Source organism: Microbacterium sp. JZ70, from assembly GCF_053903225.1.
Genome location: NZ_CP096405.1, coordinates 2,604,621 through 2,624,274 on the forward strand (window position 1 = coordinate 2,604,621; position 19,654 = coordinate 2,624,274).

Here is a 19,654-nt window from a genome sequence, read left to right on the forward strand (position 1 = left end):
TTTCGTCATCGGGTGTTGCACATCCCCGCCATCGGGCGGGGCGGCGATAGTTTGCACGACGCCCGCGGCTTTCGCAAATGCTCAGCGCGTCGCCGTCGGGCGTCCGTCCGTGCTCGCGATGAAACTCGCGGCGCGCCCGCGGTATTCCCGCCTGCGAGCCACCGCGCGTGAAACCATGTCGGGACACCGATTGTCATCGTGTGAGGAGCAAGAGCATGGATCAGCTCACGATCGTGGGGACCGAGGACGGCAAGCTCGTCCTGGCGAACGAGTCGGGGCAGCGCTTCACGCTCCCCGTGGACGACCTGCTGCGTTCCGAGCTGCGCCGGATCGACCGCGCGGCGCATCGCGAGGAGTCCCACGCGCCGACCGCGAGCCCTCGCGACATCCAGCAGCACATCCGCGCGGGACTCACGGCCGAGCAGGTCGCGGATCTCCTCGGCGCGCGCGTCGAGGACGTCCGCCGCTTCGAGGGCCCCGTGCTCGCCGAGCGCGAGCACATCGTTGGCCGTGCCCTCGCCGTTCCCGTGCTCATGGGGGTCGACCTCGCCGGCGACCAGAATCCGACCTTCGGCGAGGCCATCCGCTCGAAGCTCGCGGACCTCGACGCCTCGGGCGAGCGCTGGACGAGCTGGAAGGACGAGACCGGCTGGATCGTCAAGCTCGAGTTCTCGGCCGCGGAGGTCGACCACGACGCCCGGTGGAGCTTCGACCCGCGGCGCAGCGCCCTCGCTCCCCTCAACGGCGACGCCACGCAGCTCTCGCGTCAGGGCCCGCTGCCGGAGGGGCTCATCCCCCGCCTGCGCGCGCTCGAGGTCGTCGAGACGGCCGACGAGGATCGCTTCGACTCCGGCGCCTTCGGGCCTCGCAGGCTCCCCGAGCAGGACGCGGCGACCGACGGCATGACCCGGTCGATCCCGTCAGTGCGCGAGGCCGCGACGAAGCGCGCGCCCAGCGCGGAGGGGCCGAGCTCCGAGACCGCCGACCTCCTCGAGGCGCTGCGCCGCCGTCGGGGCCAGCGCGAGAGCGCTCCCGTCCTCGAGATGGAGGAGACGCCGCCGGCCGAGGCCGATGGCGAGGATCACGGGCCCGCTCCCGTCGCGCTCTTCGATGCGCTCGAGCCGGGCTACCGCTCGGAGTCGGAGCCGGAGCAGCCCGCACCGCAGCCCGAGCCGGAGACCCCGCGTCGTCGAGGGCGCGCGTCCATGCCCTCGTGGGACGAGATCGTCTTCGGAGCCCGTGCGGACGACTGAGCCTCAGCGCGCGTAGGAGCCGAGGCGGATCAGCGGCACGGTCATCTCCTCGGGGGTCGTCGACCCGTGCTGACCCACCATGTCCTGCGGACGCTTGTCGTCCAGGCGGTCGTCGTAGAACGCCCACGTCCCGCGCGCCGCGACGAGCACGTCGCCGATGCGCGCCTCGACATCCGGATGGACGTCGCCGAAGAGACCGGAGGCGATCGCCTCCGCGCGCGTGGCGATGTCGGCGGTCCCCTCGTCTGCGCGGCGCCAGACGTCCGCGACCTCGTCGGCCCGCGCGTCGTCCTCGAGGTAGAGATGCAGCAGCCGCGGCTCGCCGCCGACGAGCGCCACCCCGTCGAGTCGCGGGTCTCCGTCGCGGAGGAGGATGTGCCGGTGCCGGGGCACGTCGATCATCCCGTGGTCGGCGGTCACGACGACGCCGACGCCCGCGGGGACGGGCGCGGCGAACGCGGCGTCGACGTCCTCCAGGGCGGCGACCCACGCGTCCGAGGCGACGCCGTGCCGGTGGCCGGCCTTGTCGACCTCGGGCAGGTAGCAGTAGACGACCGAGCCGGGGTGAGCGCTCGCGAGCCCGTACGCGGTCGCGAGGCGCGCCCGGACGCCGTCCTCCGCGATGTAGCGCGCGCCGCGCAGGACGGCCGCGGTGAAGCCGCTGCCCGCGAACTCGGCGAGCCCGACCGCGAACGCCGCGCGGCCGTCGGCGTGCGCGCGCTCGAAGACGGTCGTCGCGCGCTGCCACGTGACGGGGTCGAGGCCGTCGCGCTCGTAGCCGTTCAGCTGGTTGGCGAGCACTCCCTGCGCGGGGTCGAGGACGCGGTAGCCGACGAGTCCGTGCTCTCCCGGCCAGGCGCCGGTGAGCGTGCTCGTGAGCGCCGCGGCCGTCGTCGACGGGAACACGCTGCGCGCGACATCCTTCTTGGCCATGGCGCCCGCGAGACGTCGCGCGTGCCCGGCATGGGCGCGCAGCTGGATCGATCCGAGGCCGTCGACGACGACGATGACCGCGGAGGTCGCGGCGGGCAGCCACTCCCCTCCTCCGTCGAGCGATCGCAGGGACTCCTGCGCGACCTCGGTGAGGCTCCGGGCGTTCAGGGGGCCCGCCGGTACGATGAGGGACATCCGGGCCAGTCTCCCACAGCGGAGCTGCGCGCCGTCGCCCTCCGCCCGCGGGCGCGCGCCGCACGGCCCGGGATCCGTCCCACCCGAGGAGAGGGCTGAATGGCGCGCAAGCAGGCATCCGACGCCACGCCGGTCGAGGAGCGCATCGAGGACATCGACCTCGAGTCGGAGATGCAGGGGTCGTACCTCGAGTACGCCTACTCCGTCATCTACTCGCGCGCCCTGCCGGATGCGCGCGACGGCCTCAAGCCCGTGCAGCGCCGCATCCTCTACCAGATGGCCGAGATGGGGCTGCGCCCCGACCGCGGCCATGTGAAGAGCGCGCGCGTCGTCGGCGAGGTGATGGGAAAGCTCCACCCGCACGGCGACACCGCCATCTACGACGCCCTCGTGCGCCTCGCGCAGGACTTCGCGCTGCGCGTGCCGCTCGTCGACGGGCACGGCAACTTCGGCTCGCTCGACGACGGCCCCGCGGCGGCCCGGTACACCGAGGCGCGCCTCGCGGCCGCCGCCATGGCGATGACCGAGAACCTCGACGAGGATGTCGTCGACTTCATCCCCAACTACGACGGGCAGTTCCAGCAGCCCGACGTCCTGCCGGCCGCCTACCCGAACCTCCTCGTGAACGGCACGACGGGGATCGCCGTCGGCATGGCGACGAACATGGCGCCGCACAACCTCACCGAGGTCGTCGCGGCCGCCAACTTCCTCCTCGAGAACCCCGACGCGACCCTCGACCAGCTCATGGAGTTCGTCCCGGGGCCGGACTTCCCCTCGGGCGGCATCGTCGTCGGCCTCGACGGGATCCGAGACGCGTACGAGACGGGCCGCGGCGCGATCAAGGTGCGGGGGAAGGTGTCGATCGAGCAGATCGGCCCGCGCCGCACGGGCATCGTCGTCACGGAGCTGCCCTACATGGTCGGGCCCGAGCGCGTGATCGAGAAGCTCAAGGACGCCGTCCAGTCCAAGAAGCTCCAGGGCATCAGCGATGTCACCGACCTCACCGACCGCAACAACGGGCTGCGCATCGTCATCGGGGTGAAGACGGGCTTCGACCCGCAGGCCGTGCTCGAGCGGCTCTACCGCCTCACACCGCTCGAGGACTCCTTCAACTTCAACAACGTCGCCCTCGTCGGCGGGCGGCCGCACACGCTCGGCCTCGTCGAGCTCCTGCGGGTCTACGTCGAACACCGCCTGCAGGTGGTCACGCGCCGCAGCCGCTTCCGCCTCGCGCGGCGTCAGGAGCGCCTGCACCTCGTGCGCGGCCTACTCGTGGCCATCCTCGACATCGACGAGGTCATCCAGGTCATCCGCACGTCCGACGACTCCGAGCAGGCCCGCACGCGCCTGTGCCAGGTGTTCGATCTCGACGACGTGCAGGCCGAGTACATCCTCGAGCTGCGCCTGCGCCGCCTCACGAAGTTCTCGCGCATCGAGCTCGAGAAGGAGCGCGACGAGCTGCTCGCCGAGATCGCGCACCTCGAGGAGCTCCTGGGCTCCGATGCGCTGCTGCGCAGGCAGGTGGCGGCGGAGCTGGACGCGGTCGTCGACAAGTACGGCACGCCGCGGCGCACGCTCCTCATGAACGCGAAGCCCGCCGCGGCGCGCACGCGGCAGACCTCGGATGTCGACCTCCAGATCGCGGATGGCCCCACGCTCGTGGCGCTGTCGACGACGGGGCGCGCGGTGCGCGTCGAGGTCCCGGAGGGCCAGCAGCTCGCGGCGCCGTCGAGGCGGAGCAAGCACGATGCGATCCTCTCGACGGTCCAGACGACCGTCCGCGGCGAGGCCGGAGCGCTCACGAACCGCGGGCGCATCGTGCGGTTCCACCCCGTCGACCTGCCGTCGGTGCCGCCGAACGCGGTGCAGCTGGGCGTGGGCGTCAAGCTGCACGACTACATCGGGCTCGCCGACCGGAGCGAGCGGATCCTCGCGCTCGTGAAGCTCGACGACGACGCTCCGGTCGCCATCGGCACCGCGCAGGGCGTCGTGAAGCGGATCGTCCCGTCCGCGCTGCCGGCGAAGCCCGAGCTCGAGGTCATCGCGCTCAAGCCCGGCGACGAGGTCGTGGGCGCGGCGTCGGCACCCGACGACGCCGAGCTCGTCTTCATCACGACCGACGCGCAGCTGCTGCGCTTCGCCGCCTCCTCGGTGCGCCCCCAGGGGGCCGCGGCAGGCGGCATGGCCGGGATCAAGCTCAGCGCGAAGGGCGCCGTGCTCTTCTTCGGCGCGGCGACCGGCGACGACACGGTCGTCGTCACGGTGTCGGGCGCCGAGGGGATGCTCGCGGGCGCCGACACGGGGCGGGCGAAGATCTCGGACTTCTCGGAGTTCCCCGGCAAGGGCCGCGCGACGGGCGGCGTCCGCGCGCACGCCTTCCTCCGGGGCGAGGACCGGCTGACGCTCGCGTGGGTCGGCCCCGACCCCGCCCTCGCGGTGGACGCGAACGGGTCGGTGCGGAAGCTCCCGCAGACCCTCTCGAAGCGCGACGCGTCGGGGCAGCCGCTCGAATCCGTCGTCGCCTCGATCGGCCGGACGCTCGTCTAGGACGGGCGCTCGGCCGAGCGCCCGTCCTAGACGTCGATCGACTCGCGGTCCAGGCGGTCGGCGGAGTCGATGATGAACTCGCGGCGCGGGGCGACCTCGTTGCCCATGAGCATCTCGAACACGCGGCCCGCGGCCTCGGCGTCCTCCATGCGCACGCGGCGCAGGAGTCGGCCGTCGCGCTGCATCGTCGTCTCCGCGAGCTGGTCCGCGTCCATCTCGCCGAGTCCCTTGTAGCGCTGGATGGGCTCCTGCCAGCGCTTGCCCTGCTTCTGCAGCCGCGCGAGGAGGCGCGTGAGCTCGGCGTCGCTGTAGGTGTAGATCGTCTCGTTGGGCTTCGAGCCCGGGTTCATGACGATCACGCGGTGCAGCGGCGGAACGGCCGCGTACACCCTGCCGTGCTCGATGAGGGGCCGGAGGTACCGGTAGAAGAGGGTCAGCAGCAGGGTGCGGATGTGCGCGCCGTCGACGTCGGCGTCGCTCATCATGATGACCTTGCCGTAACGCGCGGCGTCGATGTCGAACGTCCGCCCGGAGCCTGCGCCCACGACCTGGATGATCGAGGCGCACTCGGCGTTCGAGAGCATGTCGCCGATCGAGGCCTTCTGCGTGTTGAGGATCTTCCCGCGGATGGGCAGAAGGGCCTGGAACTCGCTGTCGCGAGCGCGGCGGGCCGTGCCGAGCGCCGAATCGCCCTCGACGATGAACAGCTCGGAGTTCGACACGTCGCTCGAGCGGCAGTCGATGAGCTTGGCCGGGAGCGACGAGCTCTCGAGCGCGTTCTTGCGGCGCTGCGTCTCCTTGTGGGCGCGCGCCGACACGCGCGCCTTCATCTCGGCGACGACCTTGTCGAGGAGCATCGACGTCTGGTTCTTGTCGTCGCGGCGCGTCGAGGTGAAGCGCTCCTTGAGGCCCTCGCGGACGACCTTCGCGACGATCGCGCGGACGGCGGGCGTCCCGAGCACCTCCTTCGTCTGGCCCTCGAACTGCGGCTCCGGCACCGACACCGTGAGGACCGCCGTGAGACCGGCCAGCACGTCGTCCTTCTCGATGCGGTCGTTCTGGCCGACCTTGAGACGCCGTGCGTTCTTCTCGACCTCCGCGCGCAGCTGCTTGAGCAGCTCCTGCTCGAAGCCCTGCTGGTGCGTGCCGCCCTTGGGCGTGGAGATGATGTTGACGAACGAGCGGATGATCGTGTCGTACCCCGTGCCCCAGCGCAGCGCGATGTCGACGCTGCACTCGCGCTGGACATCCGTGGATCGCATCGATCCGTCGGGCTGCAGCATCGGCACCGTCTCGGTGTACGTGCCGGAGCCCTGGAAGCGCCAGTCGTCGGTCACGGGCGCGTCGGTCGCGAGGAAGTGCACGAACTCGGAGATGCCGCCGTCGAAGCGGTACGACGTCTCCGTCGGCTCGTCTCCGCGCTCGTCGCGGATCACGATCTCGAGCCCCGGCACGAGGAACGCCGTCTGCCGCGCGCGCGTGACGAGCTCGTCGACCTGGAACGCCGCATCCTTCGTGAAGATCTGCCGGTCGGCCCAGTACCGCACACGCGTGCCGGTGACGCCCTTGGCGACCTTGCCGACGACGCGCAGCTCGCTGCGCTCCTCGAAGGGCGTGAACGGCGCCTCGGGCGTCGGCTCGCCGGTGTCCGCGAAGCGCCCGGGCTCGCCGCGGTGGAACGACATCGCCCAGGTCTTGCCGTCGCGGTCGACCTCGACGTCGAGGCGCTCGGACAGGGCGTTCACGACCGACGCGCCGACGCCGTGGAGCCCGCCGGAGGCGGCGTACGAGCCGCCGCCGAACTTCCCGCCCGCGTGGAGCTTCGTGTAGACGACCTCGACGCCGGACAGGCCCGTGCGGGGCTCGACGTCGACCGGCACGCCGCGGCCGCGGTCCTGGACCTCGACGCTGCCGTCGCCGTGCAGGATGACGTCGATGCGCGTGCCGTTGCCGGCGACCGCCTCGTCCACGGCGTTGTCGATGATCTCCCACAGGCAGTGCATGAGGCCGGGCGATCCGTTCGACCCGATGTACATGCCGGGGCGCTTGCGGACGGCCTCGAGGCCTTCCAGCACCTGGAGATGATGAGCGGAGTACTCGGAGGTCACGATCTTCGATCATACTTTCGACGTGCCCGGAAGAGCCTGCGACACTCCCCCGATGCGCGCTCCCACGAGGACATCCGGCGCGCTCGCGTCCAGCCCGTACGCGCAGAGCGAAACATGCGGCCATGCGGGCATGATTCCGAGGTCCCCGTGGTTTCATACAGTGAATCGGAAGAGTCGAGACCGAGATCGACAGGTTCGAACAGGGAGGCAGACCATGACCGCGACATCCACACCCGAAGCCCCTGTCTCGTACCGTCTCACCGCGGCCGACCGCTGCGACAGCTGCGGGGCGCAGGCGTACATCGCCGCCGAGGTCAACGGCAGCCAGCTGCTCTACTGCGCCCACCACGGTCGCAAGTACGAGGAGAAGCTGCGCGCCGTGGCGACCTCGTGGCTCGACGAGACGGCCCGTCTCGCCGAGACGGACTGACACCAGGCTTCCGAGGCGCCCGTCCCCGCGAGGGGGCGGGCGCTTCGCCGTTCCCGCTCCTCAGACGTACACGCGCGGGATGAGGGGCGACACGCGCAGGAGGGGCTCCTCGCCGACCGTGCCGATCGCCTCGGCGATGGTCGTCGACGTGCTCTCGCCGCGATCGCCCGCGCCGAACAGCACGACCTCGTCGCCGACAGCCGCGCCGTCCCACCCGTCGATCGTCGACGTCGTCTCGCGCACCGCGCGCAGCCGACGCGCGCCCGCGGGCGTGCCCACCGACATCCGCCCGGCGAGCGTGGAGAACAGGCCGTCGAGCGAGCCGATGCCCACCTCGACCGTGTCGCCGTGCACGGCGGTCACCTCGCTCACGAGGGAGGCGGATGGCGCGGTGCCGGGGATCTCCGGCCCCTCGGCCGAGCGGATGCCGTAGCAGAAGGCGCCGACCCGGACGAGGTCGCACCGGAACTCCGCGCGATGCCACGCGGCCGCGCTGGCCGCGAGGTGGCGCACCTCGGGCCGCAGGCCGGCCGCTCGCGCCGCCGCGACCGCCTCGTCGAAGAGAGCGCGCGCGGCGTCGTCCTCCTCGTCGCTCGCCTCGGCGATGTGGCTCCAGATCCCGGCGACCCGCACCGCGTTCTCCGCCTCGAGCGCGGCCGCGCGGGCCGCGAACGCCGGCCACGCCTCGACGCGCACGCCGTTGCGGTGCAGGCCCGTGTCGATCTTGAGGTGGACGACCGCGGTCTCGCCGCGGGCGGCGGCCACGCGGCCGACGCGCTCGAGATAGCCCGCGTCGCCCACGCCGAGCTCGACGCCCGCCTCGAGAGCCTCCGCGATCTCGCCCTCGTCGACGGTCAGCCACGAGAACACCCGCGCGCGGTCGCCGGTCACGGCCTTGGCGCGCATGCCGGTCGCGATGTCGAATGCGCCGAGCCAGCGCACGCCCTCCGCGGCGGCCGCGTCCGCGATGGCCTCCACGCCGTGGGCGTAGGCGTCGTCCTTGACGACGACCATGAGGTCGGCCGGCGCGACGCGGGCCCTGACGGCGCGCACGTTCTCCCGGAACCGGCCCAGATCGATCCGCAGGGCGCTCACGCGACGACCTCCCTCTCCACGCCGAGGCCGACCCGCGCCACCAGCTCGGCGGCCGTCAGACCCGTCACCGTCGTCCACTCGGCGATCTCGTCGCGCACGGCGCCCGATCCGAAGAAGACGACCTCGTCGCCCGGCTCCGCGCCATCCGCCCCGCCGACGTCCACGACGCACACGTCCATCGCGACGCGCCCGACGATCGCGCAGCGGCGTCCGCGGATGTCGACGTGCGCGCGGCTGCCGAGCGCGCGCACGACGCCCTGCGCGTACCCGCCGGGGACGAGCGCGATCTGCGTGTCGGCGGGCGCGCGGTGGACGAAGCCGTACGACACGCCCTCGCCCGCGAGGAGCGGCTTCGTCGACAGGACGCGCGATGCGAGCGACAGGACCGGCTGTCCGCCGGAGCCGGGAAGGCCCAGGACGCGGGCCATGGGCAGCGTCGGCTCGTCGGCGGTCGCGACGAGGCCGAGATCCTCGACGATCGCGACATCCGGCGCGTCCGCGCGCACCGCCCGGACACCCGCCGCGTGCAGGGCGCGCGCCACGGTCACGAGGCCGTGGCCCCACGCATCGCGCCGGACGTCGCCGATCGCGTCGGGCGGCGTGTCACGCAGGTTCGCGGCCAGGGCCGCTGCCGACACGCGCGCGCGGGGCGCGGACGTCCGAAGGCGCTGCGAAGTCACCCGATCTAGACTAGCCAGGCCCATCGCAAGCGACCTGGAGGACGCCCGTATGCCCTCGACCGGCCTGAGCCTCGGCCCCAAGCTCCGCTACCTCGTGGAGCGCGCGCGCCGCATCGACGTCGGGTCGGTGATCGAACGCGCCAAGGAGGTGCACGAGCAGCACGGCAAGGCGGTCCCGCTCGTCGTCGCCGACATGCTGTGGTCCGCCGCACGGCGCGACGTCGCGTTCCAGGACTACGTCGACTACGACTTCGCGATCCTCACGCGCGAGGAGCGGGCGACGTTCATGACCCACCCGGTGTCGATGCAGCTCGCCGCGAAGTACGCGCACCCCGACCACCGCGTCCTCTTCGAGAACAAGATCGAGTTCAACCGGCGCTTCGACCGCTTCCTGCGGCGCGAGTGGCTCGTCGTCGAGGCGGGGAACGCGGACGCGGTCCGCGCGTTCGTCGAGAAGCACGGCACGATCGTCGCCAAGGTGCCCGTGAGCCACATGGGGCTCGGAGTGCACCGCTACCACGCCGAGGAGGTACAGGACTGGGCCGCGTTCCACCGCGGTCTCCTCGAGCGCGACGAGATCCTCCTCGAGGAGGTCATCGTGCAGCATCCCGACCTCGCCGCTGTCTGCCCCGGAACGGTCAACACGACGCGCATCACGGCGTTCAACGACGGAAGCGACGTGCACATCCTCGCGATCGCGCAGAAGTTCGGCCGCGGAGCGGTGAGCGACCAGATGTCGTTCGGCGGCTTCTACACGATGCTCGACGACGCGGGGCACGCGATCGGCGCGGGGTACGACTCCCACGGCCACGTCCACGAGAAGCACCCCGACACGGGCTTCCCGATCGCGCAGTTCCAGCTGCCGTTCATGGAGGAGGTGCGCGCGTTCATCGACCAGGTCGCGCGCATCGTGCCGCAGGTGCAGTACGTGGGCTGGGACGTCGTCGTCTCCCCCGACGGCCCCGTGCTCGTCGAGGGCAACTGGGGCGCCGGCGTCTACGAGAACAAGCCGTCCGTGACGGGCATCCGCACGGGGCACAAGCCCCGCTACCGCGCGGCGATCGGCTTCTGACGGAACGCAGAACGGGCCGGACCCCGAGGGGTCCGGCCCGTTCTCGCGCGTCTGATCAGCGACCGGCCGGCGCGGTGACCTTCCGGATGATGCCGAGCGGGGTCGACTGGTGGCCCTGCCCCAGCGGGTTGTCGCCGAGGATGCGCACGAGGCGCTTCTCGCCGGCCTTGTCGAGCGTCGAGCCGAGGATGTTCCCGCCGATGTCGTTGATGTCGACCACGGCGACGTCGGCGTCCACCCCGAGCAGCGAGCGCACGTGCTCGGCGACCTCGCGCGGACGCTCGGGGCCGAGCACGACCGCCCGGTTGTACGGCGGGATCGTGCCGGGGGTCGGCCCGTCGATCGCGCGCGCCTTGTCTCCCGCGATGCGGTAGAAGTCGCCGCGGCGGCCGAGGAGCTTCGTCACGGCCGACACGGCGGCCGCGAAGAGGATGCGCGGCGTGCCGACCTCGCGCAGCGCCATCTCCATCGTCTCGGGGATGCCCAGGCCGATGCCGTACGCGGTCTTCGTGACGTACTTCGAGAGGAAGGTCGCCAGCTTCCGCGGCCGGATCTCGTCCATCATGTACGAGCGGCCCTGCGTGATCGCGACGATCTTCTCCGTCACGAACAGGAGGTCTCCCGGCTCGACGGCGTCCTTCGCGTACTCCGCGATGATCGCGTCGATCTCGTCATCCGGCATGACCACCTTCGTGCGCAGGGGGATGCGCGCGTAGCGGACGCCGTCGACCTCGACCTCGAGGTGCTTGCCCTCGTTCGCCTCCGCCATCACTCGAGGTAGTCCCGGAGCGACTGCGAGCGGCTCGGGTGGCGCAGCTTCGCCATGGTCTTCGACTCGATCTGGCGGATGCGCTCGCGCGTCACGCCGAAGGTGTCGCCGATCTGGTCGAGCGTCTTGGGCTGCCCGTCGCCGAGACCGAAGCGCATGCGGATGACGCCCGCCTCGCGCTCGGAGAGCGAGTCGAGCAGGCTCTCGAGCTGACGCTGCAGCATCGTGAAGCCCACCGCGTCCGCGGGGACCACGGCCTCGGTGTCCTCGATGAGGTCGCCGAACTCGCTGTCGCCGTCCTCGCCGAGGGGCGTGTGCAGCGAGATGGGCTCGCGACCGTACTTCTGGACCTCGATGACCTTCTCGGGGGTCATGTCGAGCTCCTTGGAGAGCTCCTCGGGCGTGGGCTCGCGACCGAGGTCCTGCAGCATCTGCCGCTGGACGCGGGCGAGCTTGTTGATGACCTCGACCATGTGGACCGGGATGCGGATGGTGCGCGCCTGGTCGGCCATCGCGCGCGTGATCGCCTGGCGGATCCACCACGTCGCGTAGGTCGAGAACTTGAAGCCCTTGGTGTAGTCGAACTTCTCGACCGCGCGGATGAGACCGAGGTTGCCCTCCTGGATGAGGTCCAGGAACTGCATGCCGCGGCCCGTGTAGCGCTTCGCGAGCGAGACGACGAGGCGCAGGTTGGCGCCGAGCAGGTGGCTCTTCGCCCGCTGGCCGTCGCGCGCGACCCACTGGAGGTCGAGGCCGAGCTGGCTCGACTTCTCGGCGGCCGACATCTTGGAGAGCTTCTCCTCGGCGAACAGACCGGCCTCGATGCGCATCGCGAGGTCGACCTCCTCCGCCGCGTTGAGGAGGGGCACCTTGCCGATCTGCTTCAGGTAGTCCTTGACGGGGTCGGCCGTCGCGCCGGTGATCTGCGTCGAGTAGACGGGAACGTCCTCCTCGTCGCTCGAGCTGATGACGATCGCGCCGGTCGGAAGCGGCTCGACGGCCGGCTTCTTCTCGTCCTTCTCGTCGCCCTTGGCGTCGTCCTTCACCTCGTCGGCGTCGGTCTCCGCGTCGGCGTCCACGTCGATGTCCTCGACGTCGACGTCCTCCTCGATCTCGGCGTCCTCGTCGGACCCCTTCTTCGCTGTGCTCTTGGCCGCCTTCGTCTTCTTCGTCGACGCGGTCTTCGCTGCGGTCTTCTTGGTCGTCTTCTTCGCCGTGGAGCCCTGAGCCGTCTCCTCGACGACCTCTTCCGCGGCGGCTTCGTCCTTCTTCGCGGTACTCCGCGAAGCCTTCGTGGCAGTTGTCACGTTCTCGCCTTTCACCGACGGCGCTGCGCGCGTCGCCCCCGGGTGTCTTCGGGCACTAGTAAGACCCTTGTCAAGTCCCGCGCCTCGACAGCACGGACTCGACAACGGGTCGTGCACTCATTCTCTCATACCTGAGCCGCGTCCTCCGCCGCGGCTCGATCCGCTCCGATGAGGGAAACAGCCCGGCCCCCGCCCACATTCCCGGCGGGGTCAGTTCGGCTTGTCCTCGTCGCCGTTCGGACGGGAGGCGAGGTACCGCTCGAGCTCGGCGGCGAGCTCGTCGGCGCTCGGGATGTCGCTCTCGTGGATGAGGCCGGCCGAGCTCGGCGCTCCGCCGTCCGACAGATTGGCCATGTAGGCGTCGTATCGCTCCTCGAGCCCCGTCACCATCCGCGCGAGCTCGTCGTTGCCGTGGATCTGCTCCTCGACCTTCGCGAGGTACTCGAGGTTGTCGTCGCGGAGTCCGTCGAGATCGAACACGCGCCCCGTCGACGACGCGATCCGGTCGATCGCCGACAGCGTCGCCGCAGGGTAGTCGGTCTCGGCGAGGTAGTGCGGCACGAGGAGGACGAACCCGGCCACGAGCAGCCCGGCGGCCGACGCGCGGTACTCCAGGAGGTGCCCCGCGGTCGCCGGCACCTGCGTGCGGGGCTGCCAGATCGACTGCGCGGCGATCAGCTCGGTGCGGTTGCCGCTCACGGTGACGCCCAGCTCGCGGGTGTGCGGGACCGGCATCGCGATCGCGTGCACCCAGGTGAGCCCCGACACGTCGAACTCCCGCGCGAAGGCGATCACCGTCTCGGCGAACGCGTCCCACACGAAGTCGGGCTCGTACCCGGACAGGAGGAGGAAGGGCTGGCCGAGCGCGTCGTGGACGAGGGAGAGCTCGAGGCGCGGCGGGCGGAACTCGGTCAGGTGGTCCTTGTCGAAGGTGACGATCGGGCGACGCGCCCGGTAGTCGAGGAGCACGTCGTTCGAGAACACCGCGATGACGTACGGATCGAGGTCCTCCCGCATGTAGTCGATCGCGCCCGACACGGCGCCGCCGGCGTCGGTGAACCCGGTCAGGAGCACGACGAGCGGCAGGCCACCGGGAACCACGGGGGCGTCGGCGAGTCGTTCGAAGAGATCTCGATGAGCGGGCATTCCTCCATGCTACGAGTCGCACGGCCCGCGCGGGCGGTCGTCGGGGTCGGGCGAGCGCGAACCTAGGATGGAGGAATGCCTCACCCCGAGATCGAGCTGTCCGCAGCCACGTTCCCCGCAGAGGGCGCCGATGCCCTCGTGATCGCGATCCCCGATCTGACGGGCGAAGGGCCGGGGCCGGCCGGGCTCGCCGACCTCCTCCCCGCGCTCGATGCCATCGGCTTCACGGGGGCCCGCAACGCGTTCGCGCGGGTCTACGCGCCGGGCTTCTCGGATGCCCCGCTCGCGGTGGTCGGCCTCGGACGGCGCCCCGATGCGGACGCCGTCCGCGACGCCGTGGGGACGGCCATCCGCTCGCTCACGGGCTTCGACACGATCGCCGTCTCCGTCGCCGCCGAGGTGGAGGACGGATGGCGCGCGGCCGCCGAGGGCGCGGCGCTCGGCGGATACGCGTTCGCGGGATACAAGTCCGACTCGCAGGACAAGAAGGACAAGCGCCGTCGGGCGTCGCGCGTCGTCGTGCACGCGCCGGAAGGCGCGGACGACGCGGCCCTCGCCGCGGTGCGCGCAGGAGCCGAGGCCGTCGCCCTCGTGAAGGACCTCGTGTCGACGCCCGCCGAGTGGCAGAGCCCGGCGCAGCTGGCCGACACGGCGGTCGAGACGACGCAGGGTCTGCCGATCGACGTCACCGTGTGGGACGAGAGCGCTCTCGCGGAGGCCGGCTTCGGCGGCATCCTCGGCGTCGGGAAGGGATCCGACCGGCCGCCGCGCCTCGTCCGCCTCGACTACGCCCCGGCCGGCGCGGAGCGCCACATCGCGCTCGTCGGCAAGGGCATCACCTTCGACACGGGCGGGCTCTCGCTCAAGCCCGCGGCGTCGATGGTCGGCATGCAGGAGGACATGACGGGCGCCGCCGAGGTGCTCGCGGTCGTCCGCGCCGCCGCCCAGCTCGAGCTTCCCGTGCGGGTGACGGCGTGGATGTGCATCGCGGACAACATGCCGTCCGGTCGCGCGACACGCCCCGGCGACGTGCTCGTGATGGCCGACGGCACGACCGTCGAGGTGACCAACACCGACGCGGAGGGGCGGCTCGTGCTCGCCGACGGCCTCATCGCCGCGAGCAGGGAGAACCCCGATGTCATCGTCGACGTCGCGACCCTCACCGGGGCGATGATCGTCGCGCTCGGCACGCGCCACACGGGCGTGATGGGGCACGGCGACGCGGTCGACGCGTTCCTCCGCTCCGCCGATCGGACCGGCGAGCTCGCGTGGGCGCTCCCCCTGCCCGAGCACATCGCCGAGGAGCTCGACTCGCGTGTGGCCGACATGCGCAACGCGAACGTCGGGAACCGCGCGGGCGGCGCGCTCTTCGCGGGGCTGTTCCTGCAGCGCTTCGTGGGCCGGACCGGCGAGGGAGACGACGCCCCGCGCATCCCGTGGGTGCACCTCGACATCGCGGGCTCGTCGATGAGCACCGGCAGCGCCTTCGGCTTCACGGACAAGGGTCCGACCGGCGCCACCGTCCGCGCGCTCATCGACTTCGTCGCGGCGGGCGGTGAGGTGCGATGACCGAGCAGGTCTTCGACGTCGTCGTCCTCGGCGGCGGCAGCGGCGGCTACGCCGCCGCGCTGCGCGCCGCCGAGCTCGGCAAGCGCGTGGCGATCGTGGAGAAGGACAAGGTCGGCGGCACGTGCCTGCATCGGGGGTGCATCCCCACGAAGGCGCTGCTGCACGCGGCGGAGGTCGCCGACACCGTGCGCGGCGCGGCCGAGTTCGGCGTGACCGCCGAGCTCTCGGGCATCGACGCCGCGCAGGTGGCTGCCTACCGCGACGGCATCGTGGCGAAGAAGCACAAGGGCCTCGAGGGCCTCATCAAGGCGCGCGGCATCACGGTCGTCGCCGGCGAGGGGCGTCTCGAGGCGGGCCCGGCCGTCCGCGTCGGCGACGATCTCCTGCGTGCGCAGGACGTCGTCCTCGCGACGGGCTCGTACAGCCGGACGCTGCCCGGGCTCGAGCTCGGGGGCAGGATCATGGCGAGCGAGGGCGCCCTCGCCCTGGATGAGATCCCGTCGAGCGCGATCATCCTCGGCGGCGGGGTGATCGGCGTCGAGTTCGCGAGCGTCTGGCGGTCTTTCGGCGCCGAAGTGACGATCGTGGAGGCCCTCGAGCATCTCGCGCCCAACGAGGACATCGCGCTCAGCAAGGGTCTCGAGCGCGCCTACCGCCGTCGCGGCATCCGCACCTCGCTCGGCGTCCGCTTCGCGTCGGCGTCGCAGACCGCCGACGCCGTCACCGTGACGCTCGAGAACGGCGAGACGCACACGGCCGATGTGCTGCTCGTGGCCGTCGGTCGCGGCCCCGCGACCGACGGCCTCGGTCTCGACGAGGCCGGCGTCCGGCGGGATCGCGGCTTCGTCGTCGTCGACGACGAGCTGCGCACGAGCGCACGCGGCGTGTGGGCCGTGGGCGACATCGTGCCGGGCCTGCAGCTCGCGCACCGCAGCTTCCAGCAGGGCATCGCCGTCGCCGAGCGCATCGCGGGTCTCGCGAGCGCCCCGGTTCCCGATGCCCAGCTCCCCCGCGTGACCTACTCCCACCCCGAGCTCGCCTCGGTCGGCGCGACCGAGGCGCAGGCGATCGCGCAGCACGGCGTCGACGGGATCGAGACCGCCGAGTTCAATCTCGCGGGCAACGCGAAGAGCGAGATCATCGGGACCGGCGGACTCGTGAAGGTCGTGCGCCGCAAGGACGGCCCCGTCCTCGGCGTGCACCTCATCGGCGACCGCGTCGGCGAGCTCATCACGGAGGGCCAGCTGGCCGTCGCGTGGGAAGCCCACCCCGACGACCTGGCGCCCCTCATCCATGCGCATCCGACGCAGAGCGAAGCGCTCGGCGAGGCCTTCCTGGCGCTCGCGGGCAAGCCGCTCCACGCGCTGTGACGCCGCCCCCGGACCCCAACAACACTAAGCTAGACAAGAATTCGACATTCCGAAGGAGACTCCTGACATGAGCACTTCCGTCGTCCTCCCCGCTCTCGGAGAGAGCGTGACCGAGGGTACGGTCACCCGCTGGCTGAAGCAGGTCGGTGACACCGTCGCAGCGGACGAGCCGCTTCTCGAGGTGTCGACCGACAAGGTCGACACCGAGATCCCCTCGCCGGTGAGCGGCGTCCTGGAGACCATCCTCGTGCAGGAGGACGAGACGGTCGAGGTCGGTGCTGAGCTCGCCCGTGTCGGCGACGGCTCCGGCGCGGCCGAGGCTCCCGCGGCACCGGCCGCCGAGGCGGCGCCCGCCGAGGCCGCCCCCGCCCAGGCTGCCCCCGCGGAGGCTCCCGCCGCCCAGGCTGCGCCTGCCGCGGAGGCTCCCGCGGCCGCGCCCGCCGCGAGCGGCGACTCCTCCGACGTCGTGCTCCCCGAGCTGGGCGAGAGCGTGACCGAGGGCACCGTCACCCGCTGGCTCAAGCAGGTCGGCGACTCCGTCGAGGTCGACGAGCCGCTGCTGGAGATCTCCACGGACAAGGTCGACACCGAGATCCCGTCGCCGGTCGCCGGCACGGTCCAGGAGATCCTCGTCCAGGAGGACGAGACGGTCGAGGTCGGGTCGGTGCTCGCTCGCGTCGGCAGCGGAGCCCCGGCTGCACCCGCCGCCCCGGCTGCCGCCCCCGCGGCCCCCGCCGAGGCCGAGGCGCCCGCGGCCCCCGCCCCCGCCGCTCCGGCGCCGGCTGCTGCGGCCCCGGCTGCTCCCGCCGCCCCGGCTGCTCCCGCTCCGGCCGCTGCGCCCGCCGCCCCGGCTGCTCCGGCTGCTCCCGCCGCCCCTGCGGCGCCGGCCGCGCCCGCCGGCGAGGACGAGAAGCTCTACGTGACGCCGCTCGTGCGCCGTCTCGCGGCGCAGAACAACGTCGACCTGTCCACGGTCAAGGGCACGGGCGTCGGCGGCCGCATCCGCAAGGAGGACGTCCTCAAGGCCGCGGAGGGCGCTGCCGCCGCTCCGGCAGCCGCGCCGGCAGCCGCTGCGGCGGTCAAGCCCGAGCCGTCGCCGCTGCGCGGCACGACCGCCCCGATGTCGCGCCTGCGCAAGGTGCTGGCGTCGCGCGCCGTCGAGTCGATGCAGAAGACCGCTCAGCTGACCACGGTCGTCGAGGTCGACGTCACGAAGCTCGCCGCCTTCCGCGACGAGGTCAAGGGCACGTTCCTCGAGAAGACCGGCGACAAGCTGTCGTTCCTGCCGTTCTTCGCCCTCGCCGCCGCCGAGGCGCTGCAGGCGTACCCGATCGTCAACGCGACGGTCGACGGCGAGAACAACATCGTCTACCCGCCGACGGAGAACCTCTCCATCGCGGTCGACACCGAGCGCGGTCTCCTCACCCCGGTCGTCCGCGACGCCGGGTCGAAGAATCTCGCGCAGATCGCCCACGAGATCGCCGACCTCGCCGCGCGCACGCGCGACAACAAGCTGAAGCCGGACGAGCTCTCGGGCGGCACCTTCACCCTGACGAACACCGGATCGCGCGGCGCGCTGTTCGACACGCCGGTCGTGTTCCTGCCGCAGTCGGCGATCCTCGGCACGGGCGTCGTCTTCAAGCGCCCCGGCGTCGTGAAGGTCGACGGGGTCGAGGCCATCGGCATCCGCTCGTACGTGTACCTCGCGCTCTCGTACGACCACCGCACGATCGACGGCGCGGACGCCGCCCGCTTCCTGTCGGCGGTCAAGGCGCGCCTCGAGGCGGCGGACTTCGCGGGCGACCTCGGCATCTGAGGTCGACGCGCCCCGCGCGAAGGGGGCCGGCTGGACGCACCGCGTTCATCCGGCCCCCTTCGCCGTGTCGTAGACCTGGCGCAGGCGCCATGCGCCGTCGACCCGCTCGAGCACGACGTGCCGGGTCTCGCCGTCCACCACGGCGCGGGTGACGGCGACATCCCCGAAGTCGTCGAGAAGGGCCACGGTGGCGTCATCCGCCCCCTCGACGAGCCGCGCCGTCGCCTGCTCGGGCGTCTCGTCGTCGGCCCCTTCCGCCTCGGGGCCGTGCTCGCTCTCGGGCGCGCCCGCGGCATCCGCCGGCTCGGCAGCCGCGGCCGGCTCCTCTGCGGCGCCCGCGCCGGGCGACGCGTCCGACGGCCACAGGGCTCCGGCGAGGAGGACCGCGGCCGCGCATGCGCCTCCGACGAGAAGCGGAGCGCGACGCGAGCCCGTGCGCGCGCCGCGCGGCCGCAGACGGGCTCGGATGAGCGCCGCCCCCTCGCGCAGCCCCTCCCACGCACGCGTCGCCAGCATCCCCACGCCCGCATCGACGTGCCGGTCGATCCAGTCGCTCCAGGCTGGCATCGCCGCGCGGTCCGGCTGGTCCGCGCCCTGACGCCGTTCGGGCGTCGCTGCCGCGTCCGAGCTCTCGGCGCCGTCGTCCGCTCGGAGCAGAGGTCGCGGCGCGCAGGCGTCGAAGAGCCGCGACTCGAGCTCGGGGAGCGCGCGGTGGAGCCCGCGCGGGCGCTCGAGCGCGGTCGCGCACTCGTCGAGCGCGCGCCGCACGACGCGGTCGCCCGATGCCTCGCTCACGGTCGCCAGCACGCGCCGTGCGGAGGCCTCGGCGGCATCCCCGGCCCCGAGAGCGAGCACCGGGCGCGCCTCGTCGGTGAGCCACCACTCGCCGCTCGGCCCGTGCTCGTCCCCCGCGCGGCCCGCCCAGGCCTCCTGCACGCCGCGGAGGACGCTCACCGCAAGCGTCACGATCTCCCCGCCCGCGAGCGCCGGCCCGCGTGCGAGCCGTCCGGCGAGCCAGGTCTCCAGGCGCGCGACGCACCACGGCAGCGCGAGCGCGTGGCCATCCGGAAGCCTCACGATGTCGACGGGAGCGAGCACGTGCTGCGCGCCGGCGGCACGCCATCCGTCCCATCCTTCCGCCGCTTCGGTCCGCACGAGCTGGACCACATCGTCGCCCGCAGCCGCGAGCTCGCCCGCGAGCGGCGCACCGGGTGGAGCCACGTGTCGGATCAGCCGATACGCGCCTGTCCCCTCGGAGATGCCCGGCTCCCCCGAGATCACGTCGTCCCACCCCATGCGCCCACTCTCGCCCGCAGGAGCCGGGAGCCGCGCGGCGGATCGCGCCGACGCGCCCGACGCGCCGT

At 72.3% G+C, this 19,654-nt stretch carries 15 protein-coding genes; 7 read left to right on the top strand and 8 right to left on the bottom strand.

Translation table 11 applies throughout. From position 1 onward, the window contains the following. Positions 1–215 precede the first annotated feature (215 nt). Positions 216–1,253, top strand: a complete 1,038-nt coding sequence (gene sepH, locus M1D46_RS12095) for a septation protein SepH (protein WP_324014585.1) — start codon at positions 216–218, stop codon at positions 1,251–1,253. A gap of 3 nt (positions 1,254–1,256) precedes the next feature. Here the strand turns inward: sepH and M1D46_RS12100 are convergent, their stop codons facing one another. After that, on the bottom strand, positions 1,257–2,381 hold the full coding sequence (locus M1D46_RS12100; RefSeq protein WP_324014583.1) for an alkaline phosphatase family protein: 1,125 nt from the start codon (positions 2,379–2,381) through the stop codon (positions 1,257–1,259). 99 nt (positions 2,382–2,480) lie between these two features. Here M1D46_RS12100 and M1D46_RS12105 point away from each other — a divergent pair, with 99 nt between their 5' ends. Next, positions 2,481–4,928 carry a DNA gyrase/topoisomerase IV subunit A gene (locus M1D46_RS12105; RefSeq protein ID WP_456285653.1) on the top strand — a complete coding sequence of 816 codons (2,448 nt, stop codon included), beginning with the start codon at positions 2,481–2,483 and terminating at the stop codon, positions 4,926–4,928. 26 nt (positions 4,929–4,954) lie between these two features. Here the strand turns inward: M1D46_RS12105 and M1D46_RS12110 are convergent, their stop codons facing one another. Further along, entirely contained in the window at positions 4,955–7,036 is a 2,082-nt protein-coding gene (locus tag M1D46_RS12110) for a DNA gyrase/topoisomerase IV subunit B (RefSeq protein ID WP_421076221.1), read from the bottom strand. Positions 7,037–7,250: 214 nt separating this feature from the next. Between M1D46_RS12110 and M1D46_RS12115 the strand changes: the two genes are divergently transcribed. Then, positions 7,251–7,466, top strand: a complete 216-nt coding sequence (locus M1D46_RS12115) for a DUF7455 domain-containing protein (RefSeq protein ID WP_271172085.1) — start codon at positions 7,251–7,253, stop codon at positions 7,464–7,466. Positions 7,467–7,526: 60 nt separating this feature from the next. Here M1D46_RS12115 and M1D46_RS12120 read toward each other — a convergent pair whose 3' ends face one another. Continuing rightward, the gene (locus M1D46_RS12120) at positions 7,527–8,561 is read right to left on the bottom strand and encodes an alanine racemase (RefSeq protein ID WP_456285654.1); all 1,035 of its coding nucleotides are present in this window, start codon (positions 8,559–8,561) and stop codon (positions 7,527–7,529) included. Then, on the bottom strand, positions 8,558–9,241 hold the full coding sequence (locus M1D46_RS12125; RefSeq protein WP_455970174.1) for an alanine racemase: 684 nt from the start codon (positions 9,239–9,241) through the stop codon (positions 8,558–8,560). Before M1D46_RS12125 ends, M1D46_RS12120 begins: the two co-directional genes overlap by 4 nt. Before the next feature lie 49 nt (positions 9,242–9,290). Between M1D46_RS12125 and M1D46_RS12130 the strand changes: the two genes are divergently transcribed. Next, entirely contained in the window at positions 9,291–10,313 is a 1,023-nt protein-coding gene (locus M1D46_RS12130; RefSeq protein WP_324014577.1) for a sugar-transfer associated ATP-grasp domain-containing protein, read from the top strand. A 55-nt stretch (positions 10,314–10,368) separates the two neighbouring features. On the opposite strand, the gene M1D46_RS12135 is transcribed toward M1D46_RS12130, so the two are convergent. The 3 genes from M1D46_RS12135 to M1D46_RS12145 form a co-directional block, all read right to left on the bottom strand. After that, positions 10,369–11,082: a coenzyme F420-0:L-glutamate ligase gene (locus tag M1D46_RS12135; protein ID WP_271172089.1), complete on the bottom strand. Its 714-nt coding sequence runs from the start codon at positions 11,080–11,082 to the stop codon at positions 10,369–10,371. After that, positions 11,082–12,389: an RNA polymerase sigma factor gene (locus M1D46_RS12140; protein ID WP_282977951.1), complete on the bottom strand. Its 1,308-nt coding sequence runs from the start codon at positions 12,387–12,389 to the stop codon at positions 11,082–11,084. The genes M1D46_RS12135 and M1D46_RS12140 overlap by 1 nt, the downstream gene beginning before the upstream one ends. Before the next feature lie 210 nt (positions 12,390–12,599). Next, complete coding sequence (locus M1D46_RS12145; protein ID WP_456285655.1) at positions 12,600–13,535, bottom strand: proteasome assembly chaperone family protein; 936 nt, start codon at positions 13,533–13,535, stop codon at positions 12,600–12,602. A 75-nt stretch (positions 13,536–13,610) separates the two neighbouring features. Here M1D46_RS12145 and M1D46_RS12150 point away from each other — a divergent pair, with 75 nt between their 5' ends. The 3 genes from M1D46_RS12150 to sucB all read left to right on the top strand — a co-directional run bounded on the left by M1D46_RS12150 (position 13,611) and on the right by sucB (position 18,290). Further along, positions 13,611–15,104, top strand: coding sequence for a leucyl aminopeptidase (locus M1D46_RS12150; RefSeq protein WP_456285656.1), 1,494 nt, complete (start codon positions 13,611–13,613; stop codon positions 15,102–15,104). After that, a complete protein-coding gene (gene lpdA / locus M1D46_RS12155; protein ID WP_324014572.1) occupies positions 15,101–16,474 on the top strand; it encodes a dihydrolipoyl dehydrogenase in 1,374 nt (457 codons plus the stop codon). Before M1D46_RS12150 ends, lpdA begins: the two co-directional genes overlap by 4 nt. Positions 16,475–16,541: 67 nt before the next feature. Beyond that, positions 16,542–18,290, top strand: coding sequence for a 2-oxoglutarate dehydrogenase, E2 component, dihydrolipoamide succinyltransferase (sucB, locus tag M1D46_RS12160; RefSeq protein WP_456285657.1), 1,749 nt, complete (start codon positions 16,542–16,544; stop codon positions 18,288–18,290). 45 nt (positions 18,291–18,335) lie between these two features. Here the strand turns inward: sucB and M1D46_RS12165 are convergent, their stop codons facing one another. Then, on the bottom strand, positions 18,336–19,586 hold the full coding sequence (locus tag M1D46_RS12165) for a hypothetical protein (RefSeq protein ID WP_456285658.1): 1,251 nt from the start codon (positions 19,584–19,586) through the stop codon (positions 18,336–18,338). Positions 19,587–19,654 lie beyond the last annotated feature (68 nt).